Origin of the sequence: Poseidonibacter parvus, from assembly GCF_001956695.1 — a bacterium.
GTDB lineage: Bacteria > Campylobacterota > Campylobacteria > Campylobacterales > Arcobacteraceae > Poseidonibacter > Poseidonibacter parvus.
On sequence record NZ_CP019070.1, the window covers coordinates 617820 to 641453 of the forward strand.

General features: G+C 27.3%; 28 protein-coding genes. 24 read left to right on the plus strand and 4 right to left on the minus strand.

The genetic code is table 11. The annotated features are described in order from the left end of the window. Positions 1–21 precede the first annotated feature (21 nt). The 9 genes from LPB137_RS02995 to LPB137_RS03035 all read left to right on the plus strand — a co-directional run bounded on the left by LPB137_RS02995 (position 22) and on the right by LPB137_RS03035 (position 6862). Complete coding sequence (locus tag LPB137_RS02995; RefSeq protein WP_076084201.1) at positions 22–849, plus strand: TIGR00282 family metallophosphoesterase; 828 nt, start codon at positions 22–24, stop codon at positions 847–849. Next, positions 842–1483, plus strand: coding sequence for a 3-methyladenine DNA glycosylase (locus tag LPB137_RS03000; RefSeq protein ID WP_172802461.1), 642 nt, complete (start codon positions 842–844; stop codon positions 1481–1483). The genes LPB137_RS02995 and LPB137_RS03000 overlap by 8 nt, the downstream gene beginning before the upstream one ends. Before the next feature lie 5 nt (positions 1484–1488). Then, positions 1489–2280 carry a P-loop NTPase family protein gene (locus LPB137_RS03005; protein ID WP_076084203.1) on the plus strand — a complete coding sequence of 264 codons (792 nt, stop codon included), beginning with the start codon at positions 1489–1491 and terminating at the stop codon, positions 2278–2280. Between the two features lie 5 nt (positions 2281–2285). Next, positions 2286–2546, plus strand: a complete 261-nt coding sequence (locus tag LPB137_RS03010; RefSeq protein WP_228144687.1) for a hypothetical protein — start codon at positions 2286–2288, stop codon at positions 2544–2546. A 25-nt stretch (positions 2547–2571) separates the two neighbouring features. Next, positions 2572–3282 (plus strand): bifunctional demethylmenaquinone methyltransferase/2-methoxy-6-polyprenyl-1,4-benzoquinol methylase UbiE, encoded by a 711-nt coding sequence (gene ubiE / locus LPB137_RS03015; protein WP_076084207.1) that lies wholly within the window; start codon positions 2572–2574, stop codon positions 3280–3282. A 16-nt stretch (positions 3283–3298) separates the two neighbouring features. Further along, on the plus strand, positions 3299–4552 hold the full coding sequence (xseA, locus tag LPB137_RS03020; protein WP_076084209.1) for an exodeoxyribonuclease VII large subunit: 1254 nt from the start codon (positions 3299–3301) through the stop codon (positions 4550–4552). A gap of 67 nt (positions 4553–4619) precedes the next feature. Further along, positions 4620–5099 (plus strand): chemotaxis protein CheW, encoded by a 480-nt coding sequence (locus tag LPB137_RS03025; RefSeq protein ID WP_076084211.1) that lies wholly within the window; start codon positions 4620–4622, stop codon positions 5097–5099. Positions 5100–5115: 16 nt separating this feature from the next. After that, the gene (locus LPB137_RS03030; RefSeq protein ID WP_076084213.1) at positions 5116–5520 is read left to right on the plus strand and encodes a response regulator; all 405 of its coding nucleotides are present in this window, start codon (positions 5116–5118) and stop codon (positions 5518–5520) included. Next, complete coding sequence (locus tag LPB137_RS03035) at positions 5507–6862, plus strand: response regulator (RefSeq protein ID WP_076084215.1); 1356 nt, start codon at positions 5507–5509, stop codon at positions 6860–6862. The genes LPB137_RS03030 and LPB137_RS03035 overlap by 14 nt, the downstream gene beginning before the upstream one ends. Positions 6863–6883: 21 nt before the next feature. Here the strand turns inward: LPB137_RS03035 and LPB137_RS03040 are convergent, their stop codons facing one another. Beyond that, positions 6884–7414, minus strand: a complete 531-nt coding sequence (locus LPB137_RS03040; protein WP_076084217.1) for a peptidylprolyl isomerase — start codon at positions 7412–7414, stop codon at positions 6884–6886. A gap of 148 nt (positions 7415–7562) precedes the next feature. Between LPB137_RS03040 and LPB137_RS03045 the strand changes: the two genes are divergently transcribed. The 7 genes from LPB137_RS03045 (at position 7563) to LPB137_RS03075 (ending at position 13314) form a co-directional block, all read left to right on the plus strand. After that, complete coding sequence (locus tag LPB137_RS03045; protein ID WP_076084220.1) at positions 7563–7919, plus strand: (2Fe-2S) ferredoxin domain-containing protein; 357 nt, start codon at positions 7563–7565, stop codon at positions 7917–7919. A 21-nt stretch (positions 7920–7940) separates the two neighbouring features. After that, positions 7941–8324 (plus strand): aspartate 1-decarboxylase, encoded by a 384-nt coding sequence (gene panD, locus LPB137_RS03050; protein WP_076084223.1) that lies wholly within the window; start codon positions 7941–7943, stop codon positions 8322–8324. Next, the gene (locus tag LPB137_RS03055) at positions 8317–8637 is read left to right on the plus strand and encodes a YbaB/EbfC family nucleoid-associated protein (protein WP_076084226.1); all 321 of its coding nucleotides are present in this window, start codon (positions 8317–8319) and stop codon (positions 8635–8637) included. The genes panD and LPB137_RS03055 overlap by 8 nt, the downstream gene beginning before the upstream one ends. Positions 8638–8641: 4 nt before the next feature. Next, positions 8642–9505: a polyprenyl synthetase family protein gene (locus LPB137_RS03060; protein ID WP_076089192.1), complete on the plus strand. Its 864-nt coding sequence runs from the start codon at positions 8642–8644 to the stop codon at positions 9503–9505. Between the two features lie 122 nt (positions 9506–9627). Continuing rightward, a complete protein-coding gene (gene groES / locus LPB137_RS03065) occupies positions 9628–9885 on the plus strand; it encodes a co-chaperone GroES (RefSeq protein WP_076084228.1) in 258 nt (85 codons plus the stop codon). 1 nt (position 9886) lies between these two features. Next, positions 9887–11527, plus strand: a complete 1641-nt coding sequence (gene groL / locus LPB137_RS03070; protein WP_076084231.1) for a chaperonin GroEL — start codon at positions 9887–9889, stop codon at positions 11525–11527. A gap of 158 nt (positions 11528–11685) precedes the next feature. Continuing rightward, positions 11686–13314: a GGDEF domain-containing protein gene (locus LPB137_RS03075; RefSeq protein ID WP_076084234.1), complete on the plus strand. Its 1629-nt coding sequence runs from the start codon at positions 11686–11688 to the stop codon at positions 13312–13314. 102 nt (positions 13315–13416) lie between these two features. On the opposite strand, the gene LPB137_RS03080 is transcribed toward LPB137_RS03075, so the two are convergent. The 3 genes from LPB137_RS03080 to LPB137_RS03090 all read right to left on the minus strand — a co-directional run bounded on the left by LPB137_RS03080 (position 13417) and on the right by LPB137_RS03090 (position 15510). Further along, positions 13417–14346 carry an AEC family transporter gene (locus LPB137_RS03080; RefSeq protein ID WP_076084237.1) on the minus strand — a complete coding sequence of 310 codons (930 nt, stop codon included), beginning with the start codon at positions 14344–14346 and terminating at the stop codon, positions 13417–13419. Positions 14347–14455: 109 nt separating this feature from the next. Further along, on the minus strand, positions 14456–14860 hold the full coding sequence (locus tag LPB137_RS03085; RefSeq protein ID WP_076084240.1) for a BLUF domain-containing protein: 405 nt from the start codon (positions 14858–14860) through the stop codon (positions 14456–14458). Between the two features lie 71 nt (positions 14861–14931). Continuing rightward, positions 14932–15510 (minus strand): hypothetical protein, encoded by a 579-nt coding sequence (locus LPB137_RS03090; protein WP_076084243.1) that lies wholly within the window; start codon positions 15508–15510, stop codon positions 14932–14934. 247 nt (positions 15511–15757) lie between these two features. On the opposite strand from LPB137_RS03090, the gene LPB137_RS03095 reads away from it, so the two are divergent. From LPB137_RS03095 to LPB137_RS03130, 8 genes are all read left to right on the plus strand, one after another. After that, positions 15758–16531 (plus strand): inositol monophosphatase family protein, encoded by a 774-nt coding sequence (locus tag LPB137_RS03095; RefSeq protein ID WP_076084246.1) that lies wholly within the window; start codon positions 15758–15760, stop codon positions 16529–16531. 86 nt (positions 16532–16617) lie between these two features. Next, positions 16618–18423 carry a glutamine--fructose-6-phosphate transaminase (isomerizing) gene (gene glmS / locus LPB137_RS03100; RefSeq protein WP_076084249.1) on the plus strand — a complete coding sequence of 602 codons (1806 nt, stop codon included), beginning with the start codon at positions 16618–16620 and terminating at the stop codon, positions 18421–18423. Positions 18424–18519: 96 nt separating this feature from the next. Then, positions 18520–19728: a methionine adenosyltransferase gene (gene metK, locus LPB137_RS03105; protein ID WP_228144688.1), complete on the plus strand. Its 1209-nt coding sequence runs from the start codon at positions 18520–18522 to the stop codon at positions 19726–19728. Between the two features lie 19 nt (positions 19729–19747). After that, positions 19748–20617 (plus strand): acetyl-CoA carboxylase, carboxyltransferase subunit beta, encoded by an 870-nt coding sequence (accD, locus tag LPB137_RS03110; RefSeq protein ID WP_076084254.1) that lies wholly within the window; start codon positions 19748–19750, stop codon positions 20615–20617. A gap of 96 nt (positions 20618–20713) precedes the next feature. Further along, a complete protein-coding gene (locus tag LPB137_RS03115) occupies positions 20714–21169 on the plus strand; it encodes a 23S rRNA (pseudouridine(1915)-N(3))-methyltransferase RlmH (protein WP_076084257.1) in 456 nt (151 codons plus the stop codon). Positions 21170–21219: 50 nt separating this feature from the next. Beyond that, the gene (dksA, locus tag LPB137_RS03120) at positions 21220–21573 is read left to right on the plus strand and encodes an RNA polymerase-binding protein DksA (protein WP_076084260.1); all 354 of its coding nucleotides are present in this window, start codon (positions 21220–21222) and stop codon (positions 21571–21573) included. Positions 21574–21589: 16 nt separating this feature from the next. Continuing rightward, the gene (locus LPB137_RS03125) at positions 21590–22603 is read left to right on the plus strand and encodes a hypothetical protein (RefSeq protein WP_076084263.1); all 1014 of its coding nucleotides are present in this window, start codon (positions 21590–21592) and stop codon (positions 22601–22603) included. Beyond that, positions 22603–23550 (plus strand): tRNA dihydrouridine synthase, encoded by a 948-nt coding sequence (locus LPB137_RS03130; RefSeq protein ID WP_076084266.1) that lies wholly within the window; start codon positions 22603–22605, stop codon positions 23548–23550. Before LPB137_RS03125 ends, LPB137_RS03130 begins: the two co-directional genes overlap by 1 nt. The last annotated feature ends 84 nt before the right edge of the window (positions 23551–23634 follow it).

Consider the following 23634-nt stretch of genomic DNA (forward strand, 5'->3'; position numbering starts at 1 on the left):
AAATAGTTTTGAAGGATTCAATTGAGAATTGCATTTATAGGTGACATCGTAGGCCGGCCTGGACGTAAGATTATTAAAGATAATTTATCTAAAATAAAAGAAGAATATAATATTGATTTTGTCATTGCAAATGGTGAAAATGCGAGTCATGGTTTTGGTTTAACTATTAAAAACTGTGACGAATTACTAAAAATGGGAATTGATTTAATTACAGGTGGTAACCACTCTTTTGATAAAAAAAGAGAGATGATGGTTTTACTTGAAACTAAACCAGTTTTACGACCTGATAATTATCCTCCAGGTTTAATAGGAAGTGGCCTAAAAGTATGTGATGTACTCACTCCTAATGGAATTGAAAAATTAGCTGTTATAAACTTAATGGGTCAATATACAATGCCAACAGTTGAAAACCCTTTTAATTGGGCTATAAAATTAGTAAATCAACTTCATGAAGATGGTATAAAAAGTATTTTTATAGATTTTCACGCAGAAGTTACAAGTGAAAAAAGAATTATGCTAATGATGCTTCAAAATGAAGTTAGTATGATTTGTGGAACGCATACTCATGTTGGAACTGATGATTTACAAATATTTAATAATACTGCTTACTTAACTGATATAGGATTAACAGGCTGTAGAGATAATGTAATTGGTATGGATAAAAAGATACCTATACAAAAAGTTACAACTGGTTTAGGTGGTCACTTTGAAGTTCCAAATTCTTGCAAAACAATTCTTCAAATGATGGTTACTGATATAAATGAAGAAGGGAAAGCTACAAATAGTTTTAAAATAAAAAAATTTTGCAATAATCACGAATATATTATTACAAAGGCTATGATTGATTAGTATATCAAACTCTTATGATCTTTTTTTGTTTTTAAAAGAACAAAATTTAATAGATGATAAATATGAATACTGGTGGCCTAATAATGATGCATTTGAAATATTATTAGGGGCAATATTAACTCAAAATACTAAATGGACTAATGTTGAAATGTCCTTAGAAAACTTAAGAGTATTAAATATCAATTCCCTTGAAAAAATAGCAAATATTGATTTAGAAACTTTTATAATAGCAATTACTCCAAGTGGTTTTAAAAATCAAAAATCACGTAGATTAATTGCACTTGCTAAAAATATTATTAAAGATTTTGAAACCTTTGAAAACTTTTGTTTAAAGGTTGACAGAACTTGGCTTCTAGAGCAAAAAGGAATTGGACCTGAAACTGCAGATGCAATACTTTGTTATGCATGTAGGCAAGATTATATGGTAGTTGATTCTTACACAAACAAACTTCTTAAAAGATTCGGATATGAGTTTGAAGATTATGAACAATTACAAGCTTGGTGTGAATTTGGTATTAATGAAAATTACGATAAAATTGCCAAATTATATAATTATGACATCTCATTAAACAAATTATATGCTCGATTTCATGGAAAAATTATTGAGTATATGAAATGTAATCCAAAAGGTTAATTTAAATGATTATTATTCCTCAAACAAAAGGTGGCGTAGGTAAATCTACTGTTGCTATGCAAGTTATTGCTCCTTATCTTTATAAAAAACATGGTAAAAAAATTACATATATCGAAATTGATGATGAAAATAACGATTCTAAATCTTTTACAAGAACTGAAATTGTAAATAAAAGAATGTTAGGGACTAATAAATTAACTGAACTTGATGAATTAATTTTAATGGATGACAATCATGAAGTTATTGTTGATGTTGGTGGTAATAAAACTTCAACACTAGTTTTAGATGAGATTAAAAAAGTTGGTACATTTGGAAATATCAAGTGGATTATTCCTTTAGGGGATGGTGAACTTGATGGTAAAAATGCAATTGCTACGATGAAAAAAATAAAGAAAATTGAAGATAATCCATCTGAAAATGTAATTTTTGCCTTAAATAGAGCTATTTCCATGCAACCTGATTATATAGAAGAACAATTTATTAATTTTTTTGGTCACAAGTATATTGATTCGAACTCAGTTATTTGCGATTTTGTAAAAAATCCAAAATATTTCCCTGTTAAAAATGATAAAGTTATTACTATGAGTAGATATTTAGGCTCAACTGTATGGGAAATGGCTTATAATAATACGGATTTTGCACAAAAAGCAATTAAAGCAAAAGAGTTAGGTGATATTGAAAGTGCAAGAAAATATCTATTTTTTAGAAGAATACAAACAGATGCAAAAGATTATGTAATTACAGTATTAAACAAAATATTCTGTGATTTAGATACTTGGATAGATATTAAGAAATGAGTGAAATGAGTTTTAAACAAGCTAAAGAGCTTGTTGAAAGAATGGAATTTTCAGAGTTAGCACTTAAAAATGCAACTAAAGTTTTAGATGATTCATATAAAACTTTAGGAAAAGCTAGTGAGAATTTTGATAAAACTCTTAATAAACAAGAAAAAATACTAGAACAAATCCCACAAAACAATAAAAAAATGTCTATGATGTTTTTAGCTGTTGCTGTTAATATAGGTTTTATATTAGGACTTATAATTGGGAAATATATACTATAAAATTTTAAACTAGGAAGATATAATTATGGGTAAACAAGAAAAAATTGTCTCAATGTTTAATGACATTGCAGGAACTTATGATGTAGCAAATAGAGTTTTATCAATGGGAATTGATAAGTCTTGGAGAAATAAAGCATGTAATAAAACTTTTGATTTTTATGGAAAAGATAAAATAGAAAAGATTGTTGATGTTGCTTGTGGAACAGGAGATATGATTCAACATTGGAAAAAGATAGCAAAAGAAAATAGTATCGATATTCAAAATATTGTAGGTATTGATCCAAGTGTTGGAATGATGGCTGAAGGTAAAAAGAAACTTCCTGAAGTTGAATTTATTGAAGCAGGAGCAGCTTCTATGCCACTTGAAAATGATAGTACTGATATTATTTCAATTTCTTATGGAATTAGAAATGTAGTTCAAAGACAAGAAGCTTTTCATGAGTTTGCAAGAGTTCTAAAAAAAGATGGATTAGTTGCAATTTCAGAATTTACTAAAAATGAGAAAACAAATCCTTTAGATTATTTAACTGATTTTTATATGAATAAAATTTTGCCAGTTTTAGGTGGATTAATTTCAAGAAATAAAGAAGCTTATACTTATTTACCAGATTCAATTGATGAGTTTTTAACAACAGAAAATTTATGTAAAGAATTAAAACTTGCAGGTCTTGAACCAATTCATGTGAAAGCATTTTCAATGAATATTTCAACATTAATCATTGCAAAAAAAATATAAATAAGAAAGAGATTTTATGAATACACCAATTAATGTGTCAACTTTAAATACACAAATAAAATCTCTTTTAGAAACTACCTTTATTCAAGTTTATGTTGAAGGTGAAGTTTCTAATTTAACTTATCATAACTCAGGTCATATTTACTTTTCAATAAAAGACCAAAGCTCAACAATCTCTTGTGTGATGTTTAGAGGTAATACTAAATATTTAAAATTTCAACTTGAAGTTGGACAAAAAATAACAATCACTGGAAATATCACAGTTTATGCTCCTCGTGGTAATTATCAACTTCTCTGTAATAAGATTGAACCTTCAGGTCAAGGTGCGCTAGCTTTAGCTTATGAACAATTAAAGACTAAACTTGAAAATAAAGGATATTTTGAACAAACAAGAAAAAGAATTCTTCCTAAGTATCCTAAAAAAATTGTACTTGTTACATCAGCAACTGGTGCAGCTATTGAAGATATGAAAAAAGTTGCACTTCATCGTTGGCCTTTAGTAGAGTTCATTTTAATACCAACTTTAGTTCAAGGTGAAGGAGCTGCTTATGATATTTCAAACTCAATTAAATATGCAGATACTTTAAATGCAGATGTTATTATTGCAGGCCGTGGGGGAGGAAGTATTGAAGACTTATGGGCTTTCAATGAAGAAATAGTTGCAAATGCAATTTATGAAGCTAAAACTCCTATTATCTCAGCAGTTGGACATGAAGTTGATTATTTAATTTCAGATTTCGTAGCTGATGTTAGAGCTGCAACTCCATCTAATGCAATTGAAATAGCACTTCCTGATATAAATGAACATAGAATGTATTTAGATACATTAGTAAATGATTATGATAATTTATTAAAAAGAATATTGTTTAACAAAGAACAAGATGTTATTAATTTAAAGCGTTTATTTGAGCAAAACTCTATGGAAAATAAATTCAAATTTATTGAATCAGAAATAAAACTATTAAAATCTTCTTTTCAATCAAATTTATCTCAGAAAATGACAAATTCTAGAAATGAGATAGAGATACTTAGAAAAACTTTTGATAATAGTTATTCTCAAATCATCTTAAAACTTCAAAATAATGTTGATTTATTAAAAAATAATTATGAACTAAACCATCCTGATAAAAAAGATAAAAATGGCTTTGTTCAAATATCAAAAGATAATAAATTAATTTCATTAGATAATATTCAAATTGGAGATATAGTATCTTTACAAAGTCCCAAATATATTGCTACATGTGTAATAAATAATTTAAAAAAACAATAAGCTTTAAGTTTAGAATTGATAAAATAAATTAAATTGTAGAAAAAGAAGTATACTAAAAGGAATTAATATGGATAATAACGAAGATAAAGTAATTGATTATGCAAACACTAGTGAATTTATGACATTTGAACTTGGTGCTATGAAATATGCAATTGAATTACCGAAAATTAGAGAAATTCTAACTTATCCAGATAATATTACAACGCTACCTAATACTTCAAAATGGGTAAAAGGGCTTATCAATTTAAGAGGAGAAGTTGTTCCTATTTTAGATATTAGACTTAAATTTAATACAAGTGTTGGTACATACGATGAAAATACTTCCGTAATTGCTGTAATTACTGAAGATAAAAGAATGGTAGGTATTATTGTTGATTTAGTTGATGATGTTCAAAGATTGGATACTACTGCTCTTGCACCTGTATCAGAAATGGGTTCAGCTATTCCTTCAAAATATTTAAAAGGTTATGTGCGATTAGATAATAATGAAATGTTAGTTATAATGGATATTGAAAGAGTAGTAGATAAAGAAGAATTACAAGACTAACTAAATTGGAAAAAAAATGCATGAAAAAATAGAAAAATTAAGAGGTTTAAAACTTCTTTTTGTTGAAGATGAAGAAGACTTACTTTCTATAATTAGTGATGCATTAACTAAACTACAAGCTAATTTCCTTACTGCAAATAACGGTATTGAAGCCTTAGCTATCTTAAAAGAAAATCCTGATATCGATGCTATTATTACAGATATAAATATGCCTTTAATGAATGGTTTAGACATGATAAAAAATATAATTGATCAAGGATTTGATATCCCAATAATTATTATGTCAGCTCATACAGAAATAGAATATATTACTAAAGCTGAAGAATATGGTGTTAATGAATATTTATTAAAGCCTTTTGATTTTATAAAATTTATTGAATTAATTACAAGTATGGAAATAAAAAAATATGTCAATAGATAAAAAGTTATTAAAAAGACTACGAATATTATATGTAGAAGATGATGCTGTTATTAGAACAGAATTATCTCAGTTATTATCAAACTTTTTTGAAACTGTTTATACTGCAGAAGATGGAAAAGAAGGTCTAGAATTATACTTAAAAAATCAAGATGATATTGATATTATCTTGTCTGATATTAATATGCCAAAACTAAGTGGTATTGACATGGTTAAAACAATTAGAAGGGTTGATACAAAAGTTCCAATATTTTTTGCAACTGCCCATTCTGATAATGAATTTCTTTCTGAAGCAATTAAATTGAAAATTTATGAGTATATAATTAAGCCAATTGATATAAGACATCTTTTATCATTGATGAATGAATTAGCTGGCATTTTATATCAAGATTTTTTAATTGATCAAAAAAATAGAGAATTAGAAAAATATAAAGAAGTAACAGATTTAAATAATATTGTTATTGAAACTGATATTCATATGAAAATTGTAAAAGTAAATGACTTGTGTTGTAAGGTATCTGGATACACAAAAGAAGAATTACTTGGTCAAGATTTTAAGTTTTTAAAACATAGTGAAGCTTCAAATGATTTATATGTAAAACTGTATGCAGATGTTCTTAATAATCAATCTTGGCAAGGTCAATTAAAAAATAGAACAAAAGATAACACAAGTTTTACAACCGATTGCTATATGATTACACTTTTAAATGATGCAGAAGAAGTTGAAGGTGCAATTTCTATTCAAAGAGATATAACTGAAGAACTTACAAAAAAAAGAGAAATGCAACGTGCTTTAATGAAAGATAAAAGTGAAATTTTTATTAGAAGTAAAGAAGGAAATGCAGAACAGTACACAATTATCAATGATTTAAAAATGAAACTAGAAGATGCTCAAGAAGAACTCTTTAAAGTACAAAGAAGTACTGATAAGTATATATATACAGCGGAAAAGTATTCTCTTGAAAATAGAAATCTAAAAACTGAACTAAATACATATAAAAGAAACTCAGATAAATTAAGTAATTCTTTAAAATTAACAAAAGAAAACTCAGATTTAAGACTTGATATAAAAAGATTAAAAATAAAGATTGAAGATAATCAAATAAAGTTTGAAAAAGATAAAAAACAAGCAGAAGTTAATTTCCAAATTGAAATAGATGAAATCACAGAAAAATTAACAAAACTAAAAGAAAAATATGAAGCAATACAAACAGATGATGTACTTGTTCAAAAGTTAGCGTATTGGAAAGAAAAAGCTAATAATGAATCAAAAAGATTTGAAAACTTAGAAAAACAAATTATGACTCATGCTAATAAAGACATTTTAAATAAAGTTTTTAGTTAAATAAATCAAGTTTTACTTGATTTATTTAATTGTAATATTAATTATTTTTTGTTCACTTAATGGTTTATCCCCACCACTTCTTCCTGATGTTGGAACACTTTCGATTTTTCTTACTATATCCATACCTTTAGTTACATAACCAAAAATTGTATGTTTACCATTCAACCAATATGTAGGAACTGTAGTTATAAAAAATTGACTGCCATTTGTATTTCTTCCTCTATTAGCCATAGCTAAAATTCCTGGTTTATCAAATAATGCTTTTGATGAGAATTCATCTTCAAAATTTTTCTTCCAAATAGATTCACCACCTCTTCCTGTACCTGTTGGATCTCCTGTTTGTAACATAAATCCTTTAATAACTCTATGGAAAATTAATCCATTGTAATAACCATTTTTTGAATGTGTTACAAAGTTTTCTACTGCTTTTGGAGCAAGATCTTCTCTTAATTCTATTTCTATATTACCTTGATTTGTTTCTATTATAGCTATTGGATTTGCAGCTTGCAAAGCTAAGATAAATGAACAAAGAATAAAAAGTATTTTTTTCATATGTAGCCTTTTATAATTAAAAATTTGAGTAAATAGTATATTATTTTAGATTTAAAAAAAAATTAAATAGCATTTTTTATTAAGTTTTAATAAAAAAGTGTTAGAATTCACTAAAATTATACAAATTTTATCTATAAAAGGACAAGATATGTCACTGCCTTCAGTTCCGCAACCAACATTTTATATTTTCAAGTGTGAACAAGCATCACCTCCAGGTATGCCAAAACCTTCATGTGTAAATGAAAATACAAGAGATTTATTTAATCATACTGCACAATCATTAATGCAAAAAGGATTAATGGGACCCGTACAGGCAATTAGAACTTCATGTCTTGGTAGATGTCAAATGGGACCAGTTATGTTAATTGAGCCTGGACATCATATGTACTGTCAGTTATCTAAGGAAAAAATAGATAAAATCATAGAAGAACACATATTAGGTGGGAACCCTGTTGTTGAGTATTTAATGCCTGAACAATATTGGGGTGAGCCTGCAAAACTATAAATTTAAAGAGGACTAAATTATATGACATTTGAGATGCTATATAGTAAAATTCATAGAGCAACTGTTACTGATGCAAATTTGAATTATGTTGGATCAATCACTATTGATGAAGATTTAATGAAAGCTTCAAGTTTAAGAGTAGGACAAAAAGTCGAAATTGTTAATGTTAACAATGGCGAAAGATTTGCTACTTATGTTATTAAGGGTAAAGCTGGAAGTAAGGACATGTGTCTAAATGGAGCAGCTGCGAGAAAAGTAGAAATAGGTGATAAAATCATTGTAATTTCTTATGCTTCTTATTCTGAAGAAGAATTAGAAAATTATAAACCTATTGTTGTGATTGTTGATGATGAGAATAATATTGATATGATTACAAATGAATTAGTAGGAAGTGACCATGTTTGATGGAATTGATTTAAAAAATTTAAACTTAAATGATATGATGGGACAGTTTCAAGATATGGCTGCAAATGCAAAAGAAGAAAATGCTTCAAAAGTATTTACTTCTAAAGCAGGTGGAGGAATGATTGAGATGTCAATAAATGGGAACTCAGAAGTTATTGATTTAAAAATTGATGATTCTTTACTTGAAGATAAAGATTCTTTACAAATTTTATTAATATCATGTATGAATGATGTTATCAAACAAGCTGAAGAAAATCAAAAAATGATGGCAATGAATATGATGGGTGGATTAGGTTCAATTGGACAAAAATAGTCAAATGAAGGATTTACTTAATGAATTTGAGAATTATTTATTAGTTAATCTTCCATCTTCAAAAACATTTCATCCTAATTTTGAACAAGCTTTAGCAGACATGTTACAAGCTGGCGGGAAAAGATTCCGTCCTATGCTTTTACTTTCAGTTATAAAATCAAATAAAAGTTTACTTATTAAAAACTCTTTACCTGTTGCTTTAGGTATTGAGATGCTACATACTTATTCACTTATTCATGATGATTTACCTTCAATGGACAATGCAGATTTAAGACGTGGATTTGAAACATTACATAAAAAATATGATGAAGTAACAGCTATTTTAGTTGGAGATGCTTTAAATACAGAAGCATTTAACAAAATAGCTAATGCACCTTTGCATAATGATGTGAAAATTAATCTTATTAAATGTTTAGCAAGCAATGGTGGAATTGATGGTATGATAATTGGTCAAGCAATCGATTGTTATTTTGAAAATGTAAAACTTGAACTTTCTCAATTAGAATATTTACATATCCACAAAACTGCAAAATTAATTGCAGCATCACTAAAAATGGGTGCGATTATTTCTGAATATGATTCAGAAGTGCAAGAAAAATTATATGATTTTGGAATTGATTTAGGATTATTATTTCAAATACAAGATGATATTATAGATGAAACTTGTAGTTCTGAAGAAGCTGGTAAAACAACACAAAATGATGAAGCAAAAAATTCATTTGTAAACTTATTAAGCCTAGATGGTGCGATAAAAGCAGCAGATAAATTAGCAGTAAAATGTGAAGAAACTTTAGCAAGTTTAGATGATAATTTAAAGCAATCATTAGAAGAATTACTACTAAAATATATAAATAGACATAACTCTTAGTCAATTTAACTCAAACTACTTGACAATTAAACAAAAATTATATAAAATTTAGCACTCAAAAAAATAGAGTGCTAAACTATTAATTATAAATAAATATTATAAAACTTAATAAAAGGATTAACATGAATTTCAAACCATTAGGAAAAAGAGTTCTAGTACAAAGAACAGAAGTAGAAAGTAAAACAGCAAGTGGGATTATTTTAGTTGATTCAGCTAAAGAAAAACCAAATACTGCAGAAGTAAAAGCAATCGGTGGAGAAATTACTGAAATTAAAGTAGGTGATACAATCGTTTTTGAACAGTTCAGAGGAACTGAGTTTACACTTGATGGTGTAGATTATTTAGTGTTAGAACAAGAAAATATTATAGGAGTTATGTAAGATGGCAAAAGAAGTATTATTTAGCGATTCAGCAAGAAACAGATTATATTCAGGTGTTGAAAAATTATCAGATGCAGTAAAAGTTACAATGGGTCCTAGAGGACGAAATGTATTATTACAAAAAGCATTTGGAGCACCAACAATTACTAAAGATGGTGTATCTGTTGCAAGAGAAATTGAACTTGAAGATACATTAGAGAATATGGGTGCACAATTAGTTAAAGAAGTTGCTTCTAAAACTGCTGATGAAGCAGGGGATGGAACTACAACTGCAACTGTATTAGCACATAGTGTTTTCAAAGAAGGTTTAAGAAACGTTACTGCTGGTGCAAATCCAATTATTCTTAAAAGAGGTATGGATAAAGCTACTGAAGCTATTTTAGCTGAACTTAAAAAAGCTTCTAGAGTTGTTGCTGATAAAAAAGAAATTGAGCAAGTTGCTACAATTTCTGCAAACTCTGATACTGCGATTGGTGCTATGATTGCTGAAGCTATGGATAAAGTTGGAAAAGATGGTGTTATTACTGTTGAAGAAGCAAAGGGTATCTCTGATGAATTAGATGTTGTTGAAGGTATGCAATTTGATAGAGGTTACTTATCTCCTTACTTTATTACAAATACTGAAAAAATGACTACTGAAATGGAAAATCCATATATTTTATTATGTGAGAAAAAGATTTCTAATTTAAAAGAAATGTTACCTATTTTAGAAGCTGTAAATCAAACTGGACGTCCTTTATTAATTATCTCTGAAGATGTTGAAGGTGAAGCTTTATCTACTTTAGTTGTAAATAGATTAAGAGGTTCATTAAATATTGCAGCGGTTAAAGCTCCAGGTTTTGGTGATAGAAGAAAAGCAATGTTAGAAGATATTGCTGTTTTAACTGCTGGAACTGTTATTTCTGAAGAAATGGGAATGAAACTTGAATCATCTGGAATGGAAGTATTAGGAACTGCAGCTAGAGTTGTAATTGATAAAGATAATACTACTATTGTAAATGGTGCTGGTGAAGCTGATAATGTTCAAGCTAGAGTAAACCAAATCAAAGCTGAGATGGAAGGAACTTCATCTGAGTATGATAAAGAAAAATTACAAGAAAGATTAGCAAAACTTTCAGGTGGTGTTGCAGTTATTAAAGTTGGAGCTGCTTCTGAAACTGAAATGAAAGAGAAAAAAGATAGAGTTGATGATGCATTAAGTGCAACAAGAGCTGCTGTTGAAGAAGGTATTGTAATTGGTGGAGGAGCTGCATTAATTAGAGCTGCTGCAAAAGTTTCATTATCATTAGAAGGTGATGAGCAAATTGGTGCAGATATTGTACTAAGAGCTATTAAAGCACCTTTAAAGCAAATTGCATTAAATGCTGGTTTTGATGCTGGTGTTGTTGCAAATGAAGTTGAAAAATCTGATAATGAAAATTTAGGATTTAATGCTGCGAGTGGACAATATGTAGATATGTTTGAAGCTGGTATTGTAGATCCTGCAAAAGTTGAAAGAGTTGCAATGCAAAATGCAGTTTCTGTTGCATCATTATTATTAACAACTGAAGCTACAGTTACAGATATTAAAGCTGATACTCCAGCTGCACCTTCTATGCCTGATATGGGTGGAATGGGTGGTATGCCTGGTATGGGAATGTAATTTACATTCTCTCTTAGACGTCCTATTCTTAAGGACGTCTACTCTCTTCCTCAAAATTTCGTAACCTATTCTTAACCATAATGTAGATTTTAATATTATTTATTATACTAATTTAACTAATTAATAGATAGAATGTATACTTAAATAAAGGAACTATATTGCATATAAGAAATACAATTTATAAACTTCAAATATTATTTTCATTAATTATCTTAGTAATCTTTTCTTTATTTTACACAACATATAAAAATTCATATCAAACAGATTTAGATACATATATACAAAAAGAAATAGAATTCAATAAAAATCGAATTATAGATTCATTAAAAATAGTATCATCTAAATATGAAGATAAACGTAATTCTTTTTTGAATATTCATAATTATTCATTGAAATTATTAAAAGAAGACTCTTCTCTTACTCTTAAAGAATTAAAAAAAGATATTAAAAATAAATACAATTTAACTGATATTGAAATTGAACTTTATTTAATTGATAAAAACTATGTTATCTATGAAACAACTTTTACAAAAGATTTAGGTTTTGATTTGTCTGTTATAACAGAAGCAAAAGACTTTTTAGATAAAACAAAAATAGATGAAAAAGTTTATTTAGCAGATAATATATCAGAGGATGCTATTGATGGAAAATATAAACTTTATTCATATTCTAAACTAAAAAATGATACTTACTTAGAATTAGGATTTACAGATACCAAACTTTTCAATAGTATTTCAAATGATTTAAACAACCATAAAAATTTATCTTTATATAGAGTAAATACAAATGGAGAATATCAATACTATTATAAGATGGAAAAAAGAAATAAAAATATTTCAAAAGAGGATCATTTTAAAGAATTAAAAAAGTTTTCTGTAAATGAAAAGTCTGATGATATCATTTTGAATACAATTAGAAATAATAAGTCAGTAATAGTAGAAAAAGACAATGAAGTAATTTCATATACCCCTTTATTGGAATATAAAGAATTCTCTCTTTTAAAATATACAGATATAGTTATGCAAATAAAAATTGATATTACTCAAAAAATAAAAGCATTAGAAGATTTTAAAAAAATATTTATTTTTGCTTTTGTTATTACAATATTATTTTTATATTTTATGTTTAATTGGATAAAAAAGAATTTTACAAAACCAATTGAAATTATTGCAAATTCAATTAGAAAAGAGGAAACAATAGATTACTTCAATGAATCTAAAAATGATTGCGAATTAACTTATATTTCAAATGAATATAATAAACTCTATGACAAACTAAAAAATGAAATTCAAATAAATAAAGATTTAACATATATAGATGTACTTACAAATATAAAGAATAGAAAAGCTTATAATGAAAAATTAAAAGAGGATTTATCTTTAAAAAAGCGTTACAACACACCTTTTTGTATGCTTATATTGGATATAGATAATTTTAAGAAAATTAATGATTTTTATGGACATAAAATGGGAGATAAGGTACTTATTGAGTTATCTAAATTAATACAAAACAATATTAGAGTAAATGATAATTTATTTAGAATAGGAGGGGAAGAGTTTGTGATAATCTTTTCTCAAACTATTTTAGAAAATGCAAAAATAGTTAGTGAAAAAGTAAGAGATATTATTCAAAGAGATTTAAATACAATTGAAAATCAAAAAATTACTGTAAGTATCGGCTTATCTGAAGTTACACTTGAAGATAATGAAGATATGATTTTTAAAAGAGTGGATACATTAATGTATAAATCTAAAAATAATGCTAAGAATAAAGTTTCTATAGGATAAATATAAATCAAAAAGAGAACCTATTTTCATAGGTTTTCTCTATGTTCTTTTATTTTTTTATAAGAATTAAGTATATTTCTAATCTACAAGTATTAATAAATCTTAGAACCCACCATATAAATATATATAAAGTGGTATTGTAATAACTGAAACTACGGTACTTAAAAATACTGCTAAGCTAGCTTTCTCTGGTTTTGCATTTAGTAATACAGCTAGAGTTACTGTGTTTCCTGCAAGTGGTACTATTGAAAATAAAAACATTACATCATATAGCTCTTGATTTAAGATAAATAAATATTCTTTATCTATAAAGATAACTCCTAATATTGCTAAGGGCCAAAAAATAAATTTTAGAAAGAATGTAATAGAAATAAACTTCACATCAAAATTATCAGGTTCACTTTTTAATCCAATTAGCCCCATACCCAACATCATCATTCCTAAGATCCCATATGCACCTTTAAATTGTGCAGTATATGAACTAATTGTTTCAGGAATTTCAAAACCAGCTATGTTTAAAACAATACCTAATATAAAAGCATAAAGAATTGGAAGTTTTGACATTTTTTTCAAAGCTTGCGAAACTGTAAAATTTCCTTTTGCAGTTACATAAAAACCTGTTGTACTTTCATATAAAAGAGATGTTAATACTGTAAAAATATAAATATCAGCAAGATGTGGTGGAAATAAAATTATTGCTAAAGGGATACCAAAAAAACCTGTATTTCCAGTTCCTGCAGAAAAAGATAAAATATTACCTGTTGGGTCCTTCCATGAGTTTTTGAATATCGCAAGAGATGCAAAAGCAATAATTGAACAAAAAATAAATAAAAATATTGGAAGCATTGCAACTGCAAAATCTATTTTAACACTTATAGTTGCAGAGAATACTACAATTGGACCAAGTATATAAATTAGTAAAGTAGCAATTGATTCTCTTTGTACATTTAAAACCCTAGAAGATAAATATCCAAGTACAACATTAATATAAATTGGAAACACTTTTAAAAGAATAACAAAAAATAAGCTCATTTTTTTCCTTGCATGACAGTTTAATTTTGAATAATATTAATTGTATTTAAAAATTAATTTATATAGACTGAATAGTCAAGAAGAATGAAACTTAATAATTATTTATTTTTTAATTAAAAGAAACAAAATCCTCAATAATTTCAGCAATTTCATCTTTTTTAATATCTAATTGATCTACTGATAATATTTCTCTAATTTTTTCACTCTTAATATCATTTAAGCTTTTTAAATTTTTATAACCCATATCCCAATTTGGAAATAATCTAGTTGCATCATTTTCATCAACTAAATCTATTATATTTTCATGTCTATCATCTTTTAATATTTTATTATAAACTTCTAGAACATTATGTTTTTCTCCTTCAAGACATTGAAGGAATGTTCTCCCTTTTACAATAAGTAAGCCTGTTAATTCTTTTTCATGATTATTTATTCTAGCTTTTTCTAAGATTTCTTCTAACTCATCATCTAAAATATTGCGAGTTGCAGTACTCATATACATTATTCTATACATAATAATTTCTCCTATATACTTTAAAAACTAATTATAACAAAATAATGTATCAAAAAAGTATCATGTTATGGCTAATATATAAGTTTTATATCATCATTATCAACTATATAATTAATTTTATGAATATTTAATAACTCAATAATTGAGATTAATTCTTTTATATTGCTCTTTTCTTGAATTAAAGTTATTTTTGACAGGTCTTTTATATATGCATAGTAAGTAAATTGTTTCATCACATCTTCAAGTATTTCAATTATGTTAGTTGAAGCTACTGAATATTTACAAGGTAGAGTATGATAATTTTCAATATAATTTACTAAATCATTTGCACTAAGTGGTTTTAGTAAAAGTTTTCTTTTATATTCAAAAGAGCACTCTTTGCATGATAACTCACTATTATATGTTAATGTAGTACTTATTACTAAAAAATTATAATTTTTATTTAATTTAGTAGCTTCTTTAAAAATATTATCTCCAAGGCTTGTTGTTACATCAATTACTAGTAGGTCATAATTTATTTGCTTTATTTTTTCTAAAAAAATATCAGTTCTATTTGTTTTGTGAATAACTGTATTCCTTATGTATTTCTCAACAATATCATAAATATCATTTTCATTAATTTCTAAGTCAAATACTAATATTTTCATCATTTAAGTACCTTGAAACATTTTTCTAATTTTAAAAATCTCTTCTATATTTTCAAGAATAAATAAAGTAAAAAGTAACTTTCAATATCCTTTAAAATTTTTATTTGTTTTTATTTTATCACTTGTTTCTTAATTATATTATAAATAATGGATAATAAATAACATTTTAATGATATTAGAGTTAATCATTTTATAATTCTTCTTTGCTAAAATAAAGCAAATAAAATAAATTAACAAAATGGAATTTTTAATGAAAGATAAATTAATAGAAATTATAAAAGAAGCTGGAGTTATATTAAAAGATGGATATTATTCAAAAAAAGATGTAAGTTTTAAAGCTAAAAAAGATTTAGTTACGAAATATGATGTTGCAGTTGAAAATTTTTTAAAAGAAAAATTTGAAAAAGAATTTAGTGATTTTAATGTCATAGCAGAAGAATCAGATAATACAAATAAGGTTTTCTCAAACTCTATAATAGTTGACCCAATTGATGGAACAACAAATTTTGTAAATAAACTACCACATACTGCAATTTCAGTTGGTGTTTATAAAAATAAAAAGCCATTTATAGGAATTGTTTATAATCCTATTTTAGATGAACTTTACACAGCAGTTGTAGGTGAGGGTGCTTTTTGTAATGGAGAAAAAATTGAAGTTTCAGATGAGAATGATTTCCAAAAGTCACTTCTTTCAACAGGTTTTCCCTATACATCAGGAACGTGTGAGGATGATTTAAATGATGTGATAGAAAAAATTAAGAAGATTTTACCAAAATGTCAAGATATAAGAAGACTTGGTTCTGCTGCACTTGATTTATGTTATGTCGCACGTGGAGTTTATGAAGGCTATTATGAAATGAATCTTAAAGCTTGGGATGTTAGTGCTGGTTTAATCATTTTACAAGAAGCTGGTGGAAAAGTTTCTAATATTGATGGAAATGAATATGTATTATTTGAAAATAAGTATATTGTTGCTTCGAATAATAAAATTCATAATGAATTAATTAAGAATTTAAACCAATAGAAAATAATGTTTTTAGTAAGAAAGCAATTTTTTAGTAACTTTTAAGTACAATCTTTGATTAAATTTAATTTCAAAGGTGTGTCTTTATGTGTGGAATAGTTGGATATATAGGTAAAAACAATACTACTAAAATATTATTAGATGGTTTAAAAGAGCTTGAATACAGAGGCTATGACTCTGCAGGTATTGCTGTTTTAAATAAAGATAAAATTGATGTATTCAAAGCTTTAGGAAAACTTCATAATTTAGAAGAAAGAATTAATAACACAACGACTCAAGATAGCTATGAACTTGGAATTGGTCACACAAGATGGGCAACACATGGGCAACCAACAGAACTTAATGCACACCCACATTTAGGTGAGTATTCTTATGTAGTACACAATGGAATCATTGAAAATTACAAAGAATTAAAAGAAGAATTAACAGCACTTGGACATAAATTCGTATCACAAACTGATACAGAAGTTATTGTTCATTTATTTGAAAATTATAATAATAAATTAAATGATACAACAAAAGCATTTCATAGTACAATTGATAGATTAGAAGGTGCTTTTTCAATTCTACTAATTACAAAAGCAGATCCTACAAAAATATTTTTCTTTAAACATGGTTCACCTTTAATTGTTGCAAATGGAAATGAAAAAGAAGAAGTATTATTTTCATCTTCAGATGCACCATTAATTGGTTTAGCTTCTGATGTTGTTTATTTAGAAGATGGAGTTGGTGGAATTGCAACTGCAAAAGGTATTGAATTTTTTAATGATAATTATTCATGGTCAACACTTCCAACTTCAAAACAATTTGCACAAAAAGATGGTTTTAGATTCTTTATGGAAAAAGAAATTTATGAGCAAAGTGATGTTGTAGGCGATTGTATGTTAGGTCGACTTAATGATGAAGAAATTTTATTTGATGAAATAGATAAATCATTAATTGAAGGAATAAACGAAATTAAAATTTGTGCTTGTGGTACTTCGTACCACTCAGGATTAACTGCATCATATCTTTTTGAAAGACTTTCAAAAGTTAAATGTAATGTTGAAATCGCAAGTGAATTTAGATATAAAGATCCTTTATTAACAAAAGATACACTGTTTATAGTAATATCACAAAGTGGTGAAACAGCTGATACTTTAGAAGCTTTAAAAATGGCAAAAGCTGCAGGACTTAAATCTCTTGTAGTTTGTAATGTTGATAATTCTTCAATGACAAGAACTGCAGATGCAACGATTTTAACACGTGCTGGAATTGAAAAAGGTGTTGCATCAACAAAAGCATTTACTACACAAACAGTTGTATTATGGATGTTAGCACTTTATTTTGGAAAAGCAAAAAATGTTTTACAAAGTGATAAATTACAAAATGAACTTAAAGCATTAAGAGAAGTTCCAAAGTCTTTAATAATTGATGATAAAATTCATGAAAAAACTAAAAGACTTTCAAAAAGGTACCTACATGGTCATGGCTTCTTCTTTATTGGTCGGGATGTATTTTTCCCACTAGCATTAGAAGGAGCTTTAAAGCTTAAAGAAATTTCATATTTACATGCAGAAGGTTATCCTGCAGGTGAAATGAAGCACGGCCCAATTGCATTAGCTGATCCTGAGTTGTTCACTATTGCACTTATGCCTGAAAATTTACTTTATGATAAAATAAAATCGAATGTTGAAGAATTAAGTGCTAGAGATAGTACTATTTGTTCTATATCACCACTTAAATTTGATTTAAGTGATGACTTTATTAAAACTAAAAAAACTGATCATTATATGTTAGAATTTTTTGAAATGTTAATAGCATTACAGTTATTATCAATGGAAATATCAGTTAGATTAGGAAATGATGTTGATATGCCAAGAAACTTGGCAAAATCAGTAACAGTAGAATAGACTCGACTTGCTGTTGTATTTGTTATTTTTTTAGCAGCAAAATTGGAATTAAAAATAATGGAAAACAAAAATGGAAAACCACAAAGGAAAACAAAAATGGAAAACAAAAAAGAGTATTTATTTACTTCAGAAGTAGTAAGCCCAGGTCACCCTGATAAATGTGCAGATATTATTGCGGATACTATTGTTGATAAATTAATTATTGAAGATAAAAACAGCAGAGTTGCATCTGAAGTTTTTGTAGCAGGAAAAAATGTTGTAATTGGTGGAGAAGTTAAATCAACTTGCCAATTATCTAATGAAGATTATGAGAAATTAGTTAAAGATGCTTTAGCAAAAATTGGTTATGACGGAAAGTCAAGCTTTACAAAAGAGCAGTGTTTACATCCTGATGATGTAAATGTTCAAGTTTTATTAAACCAACAAAGCCCAGATATTTCTCAAGGTGTTGATCAAACAACTGGTGATATTGGTGCTGGTGATCAAGGTATTATGTTTGGTTTTGCATCAACTGAAACTGCTGATTATATGCCAGCTGCTATTTCATATGCGAGAATGTTAAGTGATAAAGTTTATAATTATGCATTAGCGCATAATCATAAATTAGGTGTTGATATTAAAACACAAGTTACTGTTGATTATGGAACAAAAGAAAATTTTGAAAATTGTAAACCACAAAAAATTCATACTATTGTAGTATCTGCTCCTTCTGTTGAAGGTATGGATATTAAAGAAGTTAGAGAATTAATTCAAGGTTTAATTGATGATTCTGGACTTCCAACAAATATGTATGATAAAGAAAGTACAATTATTCATATTAACCCAACGGGAAGATATGTATCTCACTCATCGTTACATGATAGTGGATTAACAGGAAGAAAACTTATTGTAGATTCATTTGGAGGTTACTCTCCAATTGGTGGAGGAGCTCAAAGTTCAAAAGATTATACAAAAGTTGATAGATCTGGTTTATATGCAGCAAGATGGCTAGCTAAGCACATTGTTGCAGCTGGACTTGCAAGTAAAGCTGTTGTTCAGATATCTTATGCGATTGGAGTTGCACGTCCTACTTCAGTTTCAGTTGATACAATGGGTACATATACAAGTGCTAATGATGATGATTTATCTGCTTTTGTTATGGAAAACTTTGCATTAACTCCAAAATGGATTACAGATAAATTTGCCTTAGATAAACCAAGTGCAGAGACTTTCCTTTATGCAGATGTAGCTGCACGTGGGCAAGTAGGTCAAAGTGATTACCCTTGGGAAAAACTTGACGAATTAGAAAAATTTAAAAATTTATAAGATTTAAAAAGGATTTAGTATGGATTTAAAAAACTTATTTAGCAAAATATCATTTGACAGTGACTCAAAAGAACAAGCAACAAAAAAAGATGCTCCATCTCACTGGATAAAGTGTCCAGAATGTAATGCTTTGATGTTCTTCAAAGAGGTTGAAAATCAAGATAATATATGTCCTAAATGTAATTTTCATATGAGAATTGGTGCTAAAAGAAGAATTGAAATTTTAGCAGACGAAGGTACATTTGTTGAGTATGATGAAGATTTAAGACCAAACGATCCTTTAAAATTTGTAGATAAAACTTCATACAAAAAAAGAGTTGAAGTTGCAGAGAAAAAAACTGGAAGAACTTCTTCTGTTCTAAGTGGAGAATGTGAAATAAACGGTAATGCTGTTCAAATTGTTGTATTTGATTTCTCTTTTATGGGAGGTTCATTAGGTTCTGTTGAGGGTGAAAAAATTGTTCGTGCTGTAAACAGATCTTTAGAAAAACATCAAGGTTTAATAATTGTTTCTGCATCAGGAGGTGCAAGAATGCAAGAGTCTACTTTTGCATTAATGCAAATGGCAAAAACTTCTGCTGCGTTAAAAAGATTAGATCATGCAAAACTACCTTATATTTCTATTTTAACTGATCCTACAATGGGTGGTGTTTCTGCATCATTTGCATTTTTAGGTGACATTATTATGGCCGAACCTGGTGCTTTAATTGGGTTTGCAGGTCAGCGAGTTATTAAACAAACTATTGGAGCTGATTTACCTGAAGGATTCCAAAGAGCTGAATTCTTACTTGAAAAAGGTTCAATTGATATGGTTGTAAATAGAGCAGATATGAAGCAAACTTTATCTGATTTATTAACAATGTTTAAAAAAGAGAAAATAGCTAACTAGCAAACTAATAAAACTTTGGAAACTTTAGGGTTTATACCTAAAGTTTCTATTTTCTGACTTATATAATCTAACTTTTTATAAAGGCAAAAACTTCTTATGAAAATCAATATTTATTCAATTGTAAAACCTTCAAAAGATCAATTTGACGATTTAATTAAAGAATTTATTAAAATGTCTTCTAAATATGCAAAAGTTGAAGTACATTACATATTTAATAAAACTATAGCAAAAGCACAAACTATCGGTGAAAAAGAAGCACAGCAATCATATAGTGATACTTATGACCCTTTATTAAAAGGTTACAACGTTGCCTTAGATGTTTTAGGAAAGAAAATAGACTCTTATGCTTTTTCTAAGCTATTAGATGGGAAGAATGAAGTAAATTTTTTCATTGGTGGCGCTTTTGGCTTTCAGCGAGATTTTTTAAAGAAATGTGATAGTATAATATCTTTAAGTGATTTAACAATGGCTCATAAAATAGCCAATGTTGTTTTGGCTGAACAGATTTTTCGTGGACTTTGTATTAAAAATAACCACCCATATCATAAATAATTTAAGAAATTTTTTGTATAATGGCAAAATTTTAAATTTAAGGGTATAATGTGGCTAACGCAAAACAAGTTGAAGAGTTAAAACTAACTTTATTAGAAAGAAAAGAATTAATCATTAAAAATATCCAAGGTAGTCGTGATAGTATTGATTCTTTGAAGAATTCTGAATGTAAAGATGAATTTGATTATGCAGAAATATCAAGTGATAGTTTTAAAGAAGGAATTATTGCAAATCAACAAGTTAAAGAATTAGGTGAAATTGAGGACGCATTAAAAAGAGTTCAAGATGGAAGCTATGGTATTTGTGATATGTGTGATGAATCAATTGCAATTGGTAGATTAAGAGCAAAACCATTTGCAAAGTTTTGTACACCATGTAGAGAAATTTATGAAGTAGAAAAATAGTAAAAAGGATTTAATTATGGGTTTTAAAAAATATATTGTTTTTTCAGTATTGTTTATTGGTGTTATTTATGGATATACATTTAGTTTAGAGTTAGGAGATTATAAAGTTACAATACTTGATATCTCATTGCTTTTACCAATAGCAGTTTGGATTATTCTTCCGCTAGCAATTTTATTTATAGCAACAATTGGACATATTTTATTTTATGGTTTAATAAATGCATTTAAACAAAGAGCTATTAATAAAGATAAAGAAACAATGATTACTCTAATTAAATCAAATTTATTAGAAAAAAATCCTCCAAAGAGATTTAAAACAAAAGCTTTTAAAGAACTTTCTTCAGTGATTTCACAATTTAAGTTAAATGTAAAAGAAAGTACATTTTCTTCTTCAGATCCTGAGTTAAATAATTTAATAGCTAATATTCAAGATATTAAAGCTGGAAAATATATTGTTGATAAGTCAATAAAACTAAATGAAATTTCAGATTTAGCAAATCAAAATTTACTTAATAAAGTAAATGAGCAACCAGATTTTGCAGTAGACGTTCTTAAAAAAGTAGAAAATTATGCTCCAAATATTGTAAGACAATCTTTTATTAATGTTATTAATGAAAAAACTATGACGACAATAAAAAAACTTTATAAAAATGTTAAATTAGATAAAGAACTTGCAAGAATGTTATTTGAAAAAGATGCTGCAAATAATGAATTTGGTTTTTCTTCAGAAGAAATTTCTAAAATTGTTAAAGATTTAGATTACACTACAGAAGATTATTTAGCTCTTGCTAGAAATTATGAATCAATTTTACAGCCAGATCAAATTATCGCATTATTTGAGAAACTAAGTTCTGAAATTGATGCTTCAACACCTGCATACTTACATGTTTTATTTGAATATGAAATGATTGATAAAGTTAGAGAAATTGTTGATACTACACCTGAAGGTGAGTATACATCATTTAAAGCACTTTTAGATTTAAAAGATGCTGGAAAACACTACGATTTAGAATCGATTTCATATAAATAATGACAAAAAAAATTGATTTTAGCCAACCCTTAATGGTGTTGGCGCCACTTGCTGGTTATACTGATTTACCCTTTAGATCTGTAGTTAAAAAATTTGGTGCAGATATTACTATTTCTGAAATGATTTCATCAAATGCTTTAGTTTACAAATCAGAAAAAACATTAAAAATGATTGAAAAATCTCCTAGTGAAGATCCTTATATTGTACAAATTGCTGGAAATAGTCCTGAATTAGTTCGAGATGCAGTTTTAATTTTGAATGATATTGATGGAATTGATGGTATTGATTTAAACTGTGGGTGTCCTGCTCCAAAAGTATTCTCTCATGGTTCAGGTTCAAACCTTTTAGGTGATTTAGATAAACTTGAAAGTATTTTATCAACTGTTAAAAAATATTCAACAAAACAATATACAAGTGCAAAAGTAAGAATTGGGGTAAATGATAAAATACCAGTTGAAATTGCAAAAGCAGTTGAAGCTTGTGGTGTTGATTTTGTTTCAGTTCATGGACGAACAAGAGCTGGAAAATATAAAGCACCTGTTGATTATGATGCAATTAAAGCAATGAAAGAAGCTGTTTCAATTCCTGTTATTGCAAATGGTGACATAAAAGATTATGCAAAAGCTAAAGAAGTATTAGAATACACAAAAGCTGATGGCGTAATGATAGGTCGTGGTGCAATTGGACGTCCTTGGATATTTCATCAATTAAAAGAACAAATTGAAGATAAAGATATATCGGAAGCTTTAAAAAAACAAATTGTATTAGAACATTTTGATGCAACACTGAAATTTCATGGTGAACATGGAACGGTAATGTTTAGAAAACTATTACATTCATACTCAAAAGGTTACACTGGAGCTCATGAATTTAGAGATATTATAAATGGTATTTCTGATGCATCTGTAATGAGAGACATGATAGAAAGCTTTTTCAACCCTTCTTAATATTACTTACATAGTAGTTTAGATAAAATATCTCACTTTTTATAAAATAATTTAATTTTATATAGTTAAATAAAAAGGAAATAT

Coding starts and splice junctions, on each gene's coding strand:
- LPB137_RS03085 (WP_076084240.1), bottom strand. CDS start 14,860: ATGTATAGAATAATGTATATGAGTACTGCAACTCGCAATATTTTAGAT.
- panD (WP_076084223.1), top strand. CDS start 7,941: ATGACATTTGAGATGCTATATAGTAAAATTCATAGAGCAACTGTTACT.
- LPB137_RS03035 (WP_076084215.1), top strand. CDS start 5,507: ATGTCAATAGATAAAAAGTTATTAAAAAGACTACGAATATTATATGTA.
- LPB137_RS03030 (WP_076084213.1), top strand. CDS start 5,116: ATGCATGAAAAAATAGAAAAATTAAGAGGTTTAAAACTTCTTTTTGTT.
- LPB137_RS03045 (WP_076084220.1), top strand. CDS start 7,563: ATGTCACTGCCTTCAGTTCCGCAACCAACATTTTATATTTTCAAGTGT.
- ubiE (WP_076084207.1), top strand. CDS start 2,572: ATGGGTAAACAAGAAAAAATTGTCTCAATGTTTAATGACATTGCAGGA.
- LPB137_RS03095 (WP_076084246.1), top strand. CDS start 15,758: ATGAAAGATAAATTAATAGAAATTATAAAAGAAGCTGGAGTTATATTA.
- groES (WP_076084228.1), top strand. CDS start 9,628: ATGAATTTCAAACCATTAGGAAAAAGAGTTCTAGTACAAAGAACAGAA.
- LPB137_RS03090 (WP_076084243.1), bottom strand. CDS start 15,510: ATGATGAAAATATTAGTATTTGACTTAGAAATTAATGAAAATGATATT.
- groL (WP_076084231.1), top strand. CDS start 9,887: ATGGCAAAAGAAGTATTATTTAGCGATTCAGCAAGAAACAGATTATAT.
- xseA (WP_076084209.1), top strand. CDS start 3,299: ATGAATACACCAATTAATGTGTCAACTTTAAATACACAAATAAAATCT.
- LPB137_RS03125 (WP_076084263.1), top strand. CDS start 21,590: ATGGGTTTTAAAAAATATATTGTTTTTTCAGTATTGTTTATTGGTGTT.
- LPB137_RS03010 (WP_228144687.1), top strand. CDS start 2,286: ATGAGTTTTAAACAAGCTAAAGAGCTTGTTGAAAGAATGGAATTTTCA.
- LPB137_RS03115 (WP_076084257.1), top strand. CDS start 20,714: ATGAAAATCAATATTTATTCAATTGTAAAACCTTCAAAAGATCAATTT.
- LPB137_RS03055 (WP_076084226.1), top strand. CDS start 8,317: ATGTTTGATGGAATTGATTTAAAAAATTTAAACTTAAATGATATGATG.
- glmS (WP_076084249.1), top strand. CDS start 16,618: ATGTGTGGAATAGTTGGATATATAGGTAAAAACAATACTACTAAAATA.
- LPB137_RS03040 (WP_076084217.1), bottom strand. CDS start 7,414: ATGAAAAAAATACTTTTTATTCTTTGTTCATTTATCTTAGCTTTGCAA.
- metK (WP_228144688.1), top strand. CDS start 18,520: ATGGAAAACAAAAAAGAGTATTTATTTACTTCAGAAGTAGTAAGCCCA.
- LPB137_RS03005 (WP_076084203.1), top strand. CDS start 1,489: ATGATTATTATTCCTCAAACAAAAGGTGGCGTAGGTAAATCTACTGTT.
- LPB137_RS03025 (WP_076084211.1), top strand. CDS start 4,620: ATGGATAATAACGAAGATAAAGTAATTGATTATGCAAACACTAGTGAA.
- LPB137_RS03080 (WP_076084237.1), bottom strand. CDS start 14,346: ATGAGCTTATTTTTTGTTATTCTTTTAAAAGTGTTTCCAATTTATATT.
- accD (WP_076084254.1), top strand. CDS start 19,748: ATGGATTTAAAAAACTTATTTAGCAAAATATCATTTGACAGTGACTCA.
- LPB137_RS03130 (WP_076084266.1), top strand. CDS start 22,603: ATGACAAAAAAAATTGATTTTAGCCAACCCTTAATGGTGTTGGCGCCA.
- LPB137_RS03060 (WP_076089192.1), top strand. CDS start 8,642: ATGAAGGATTTACTTAATGAATTTGAGAATTATTTATTAGTTAATCTT.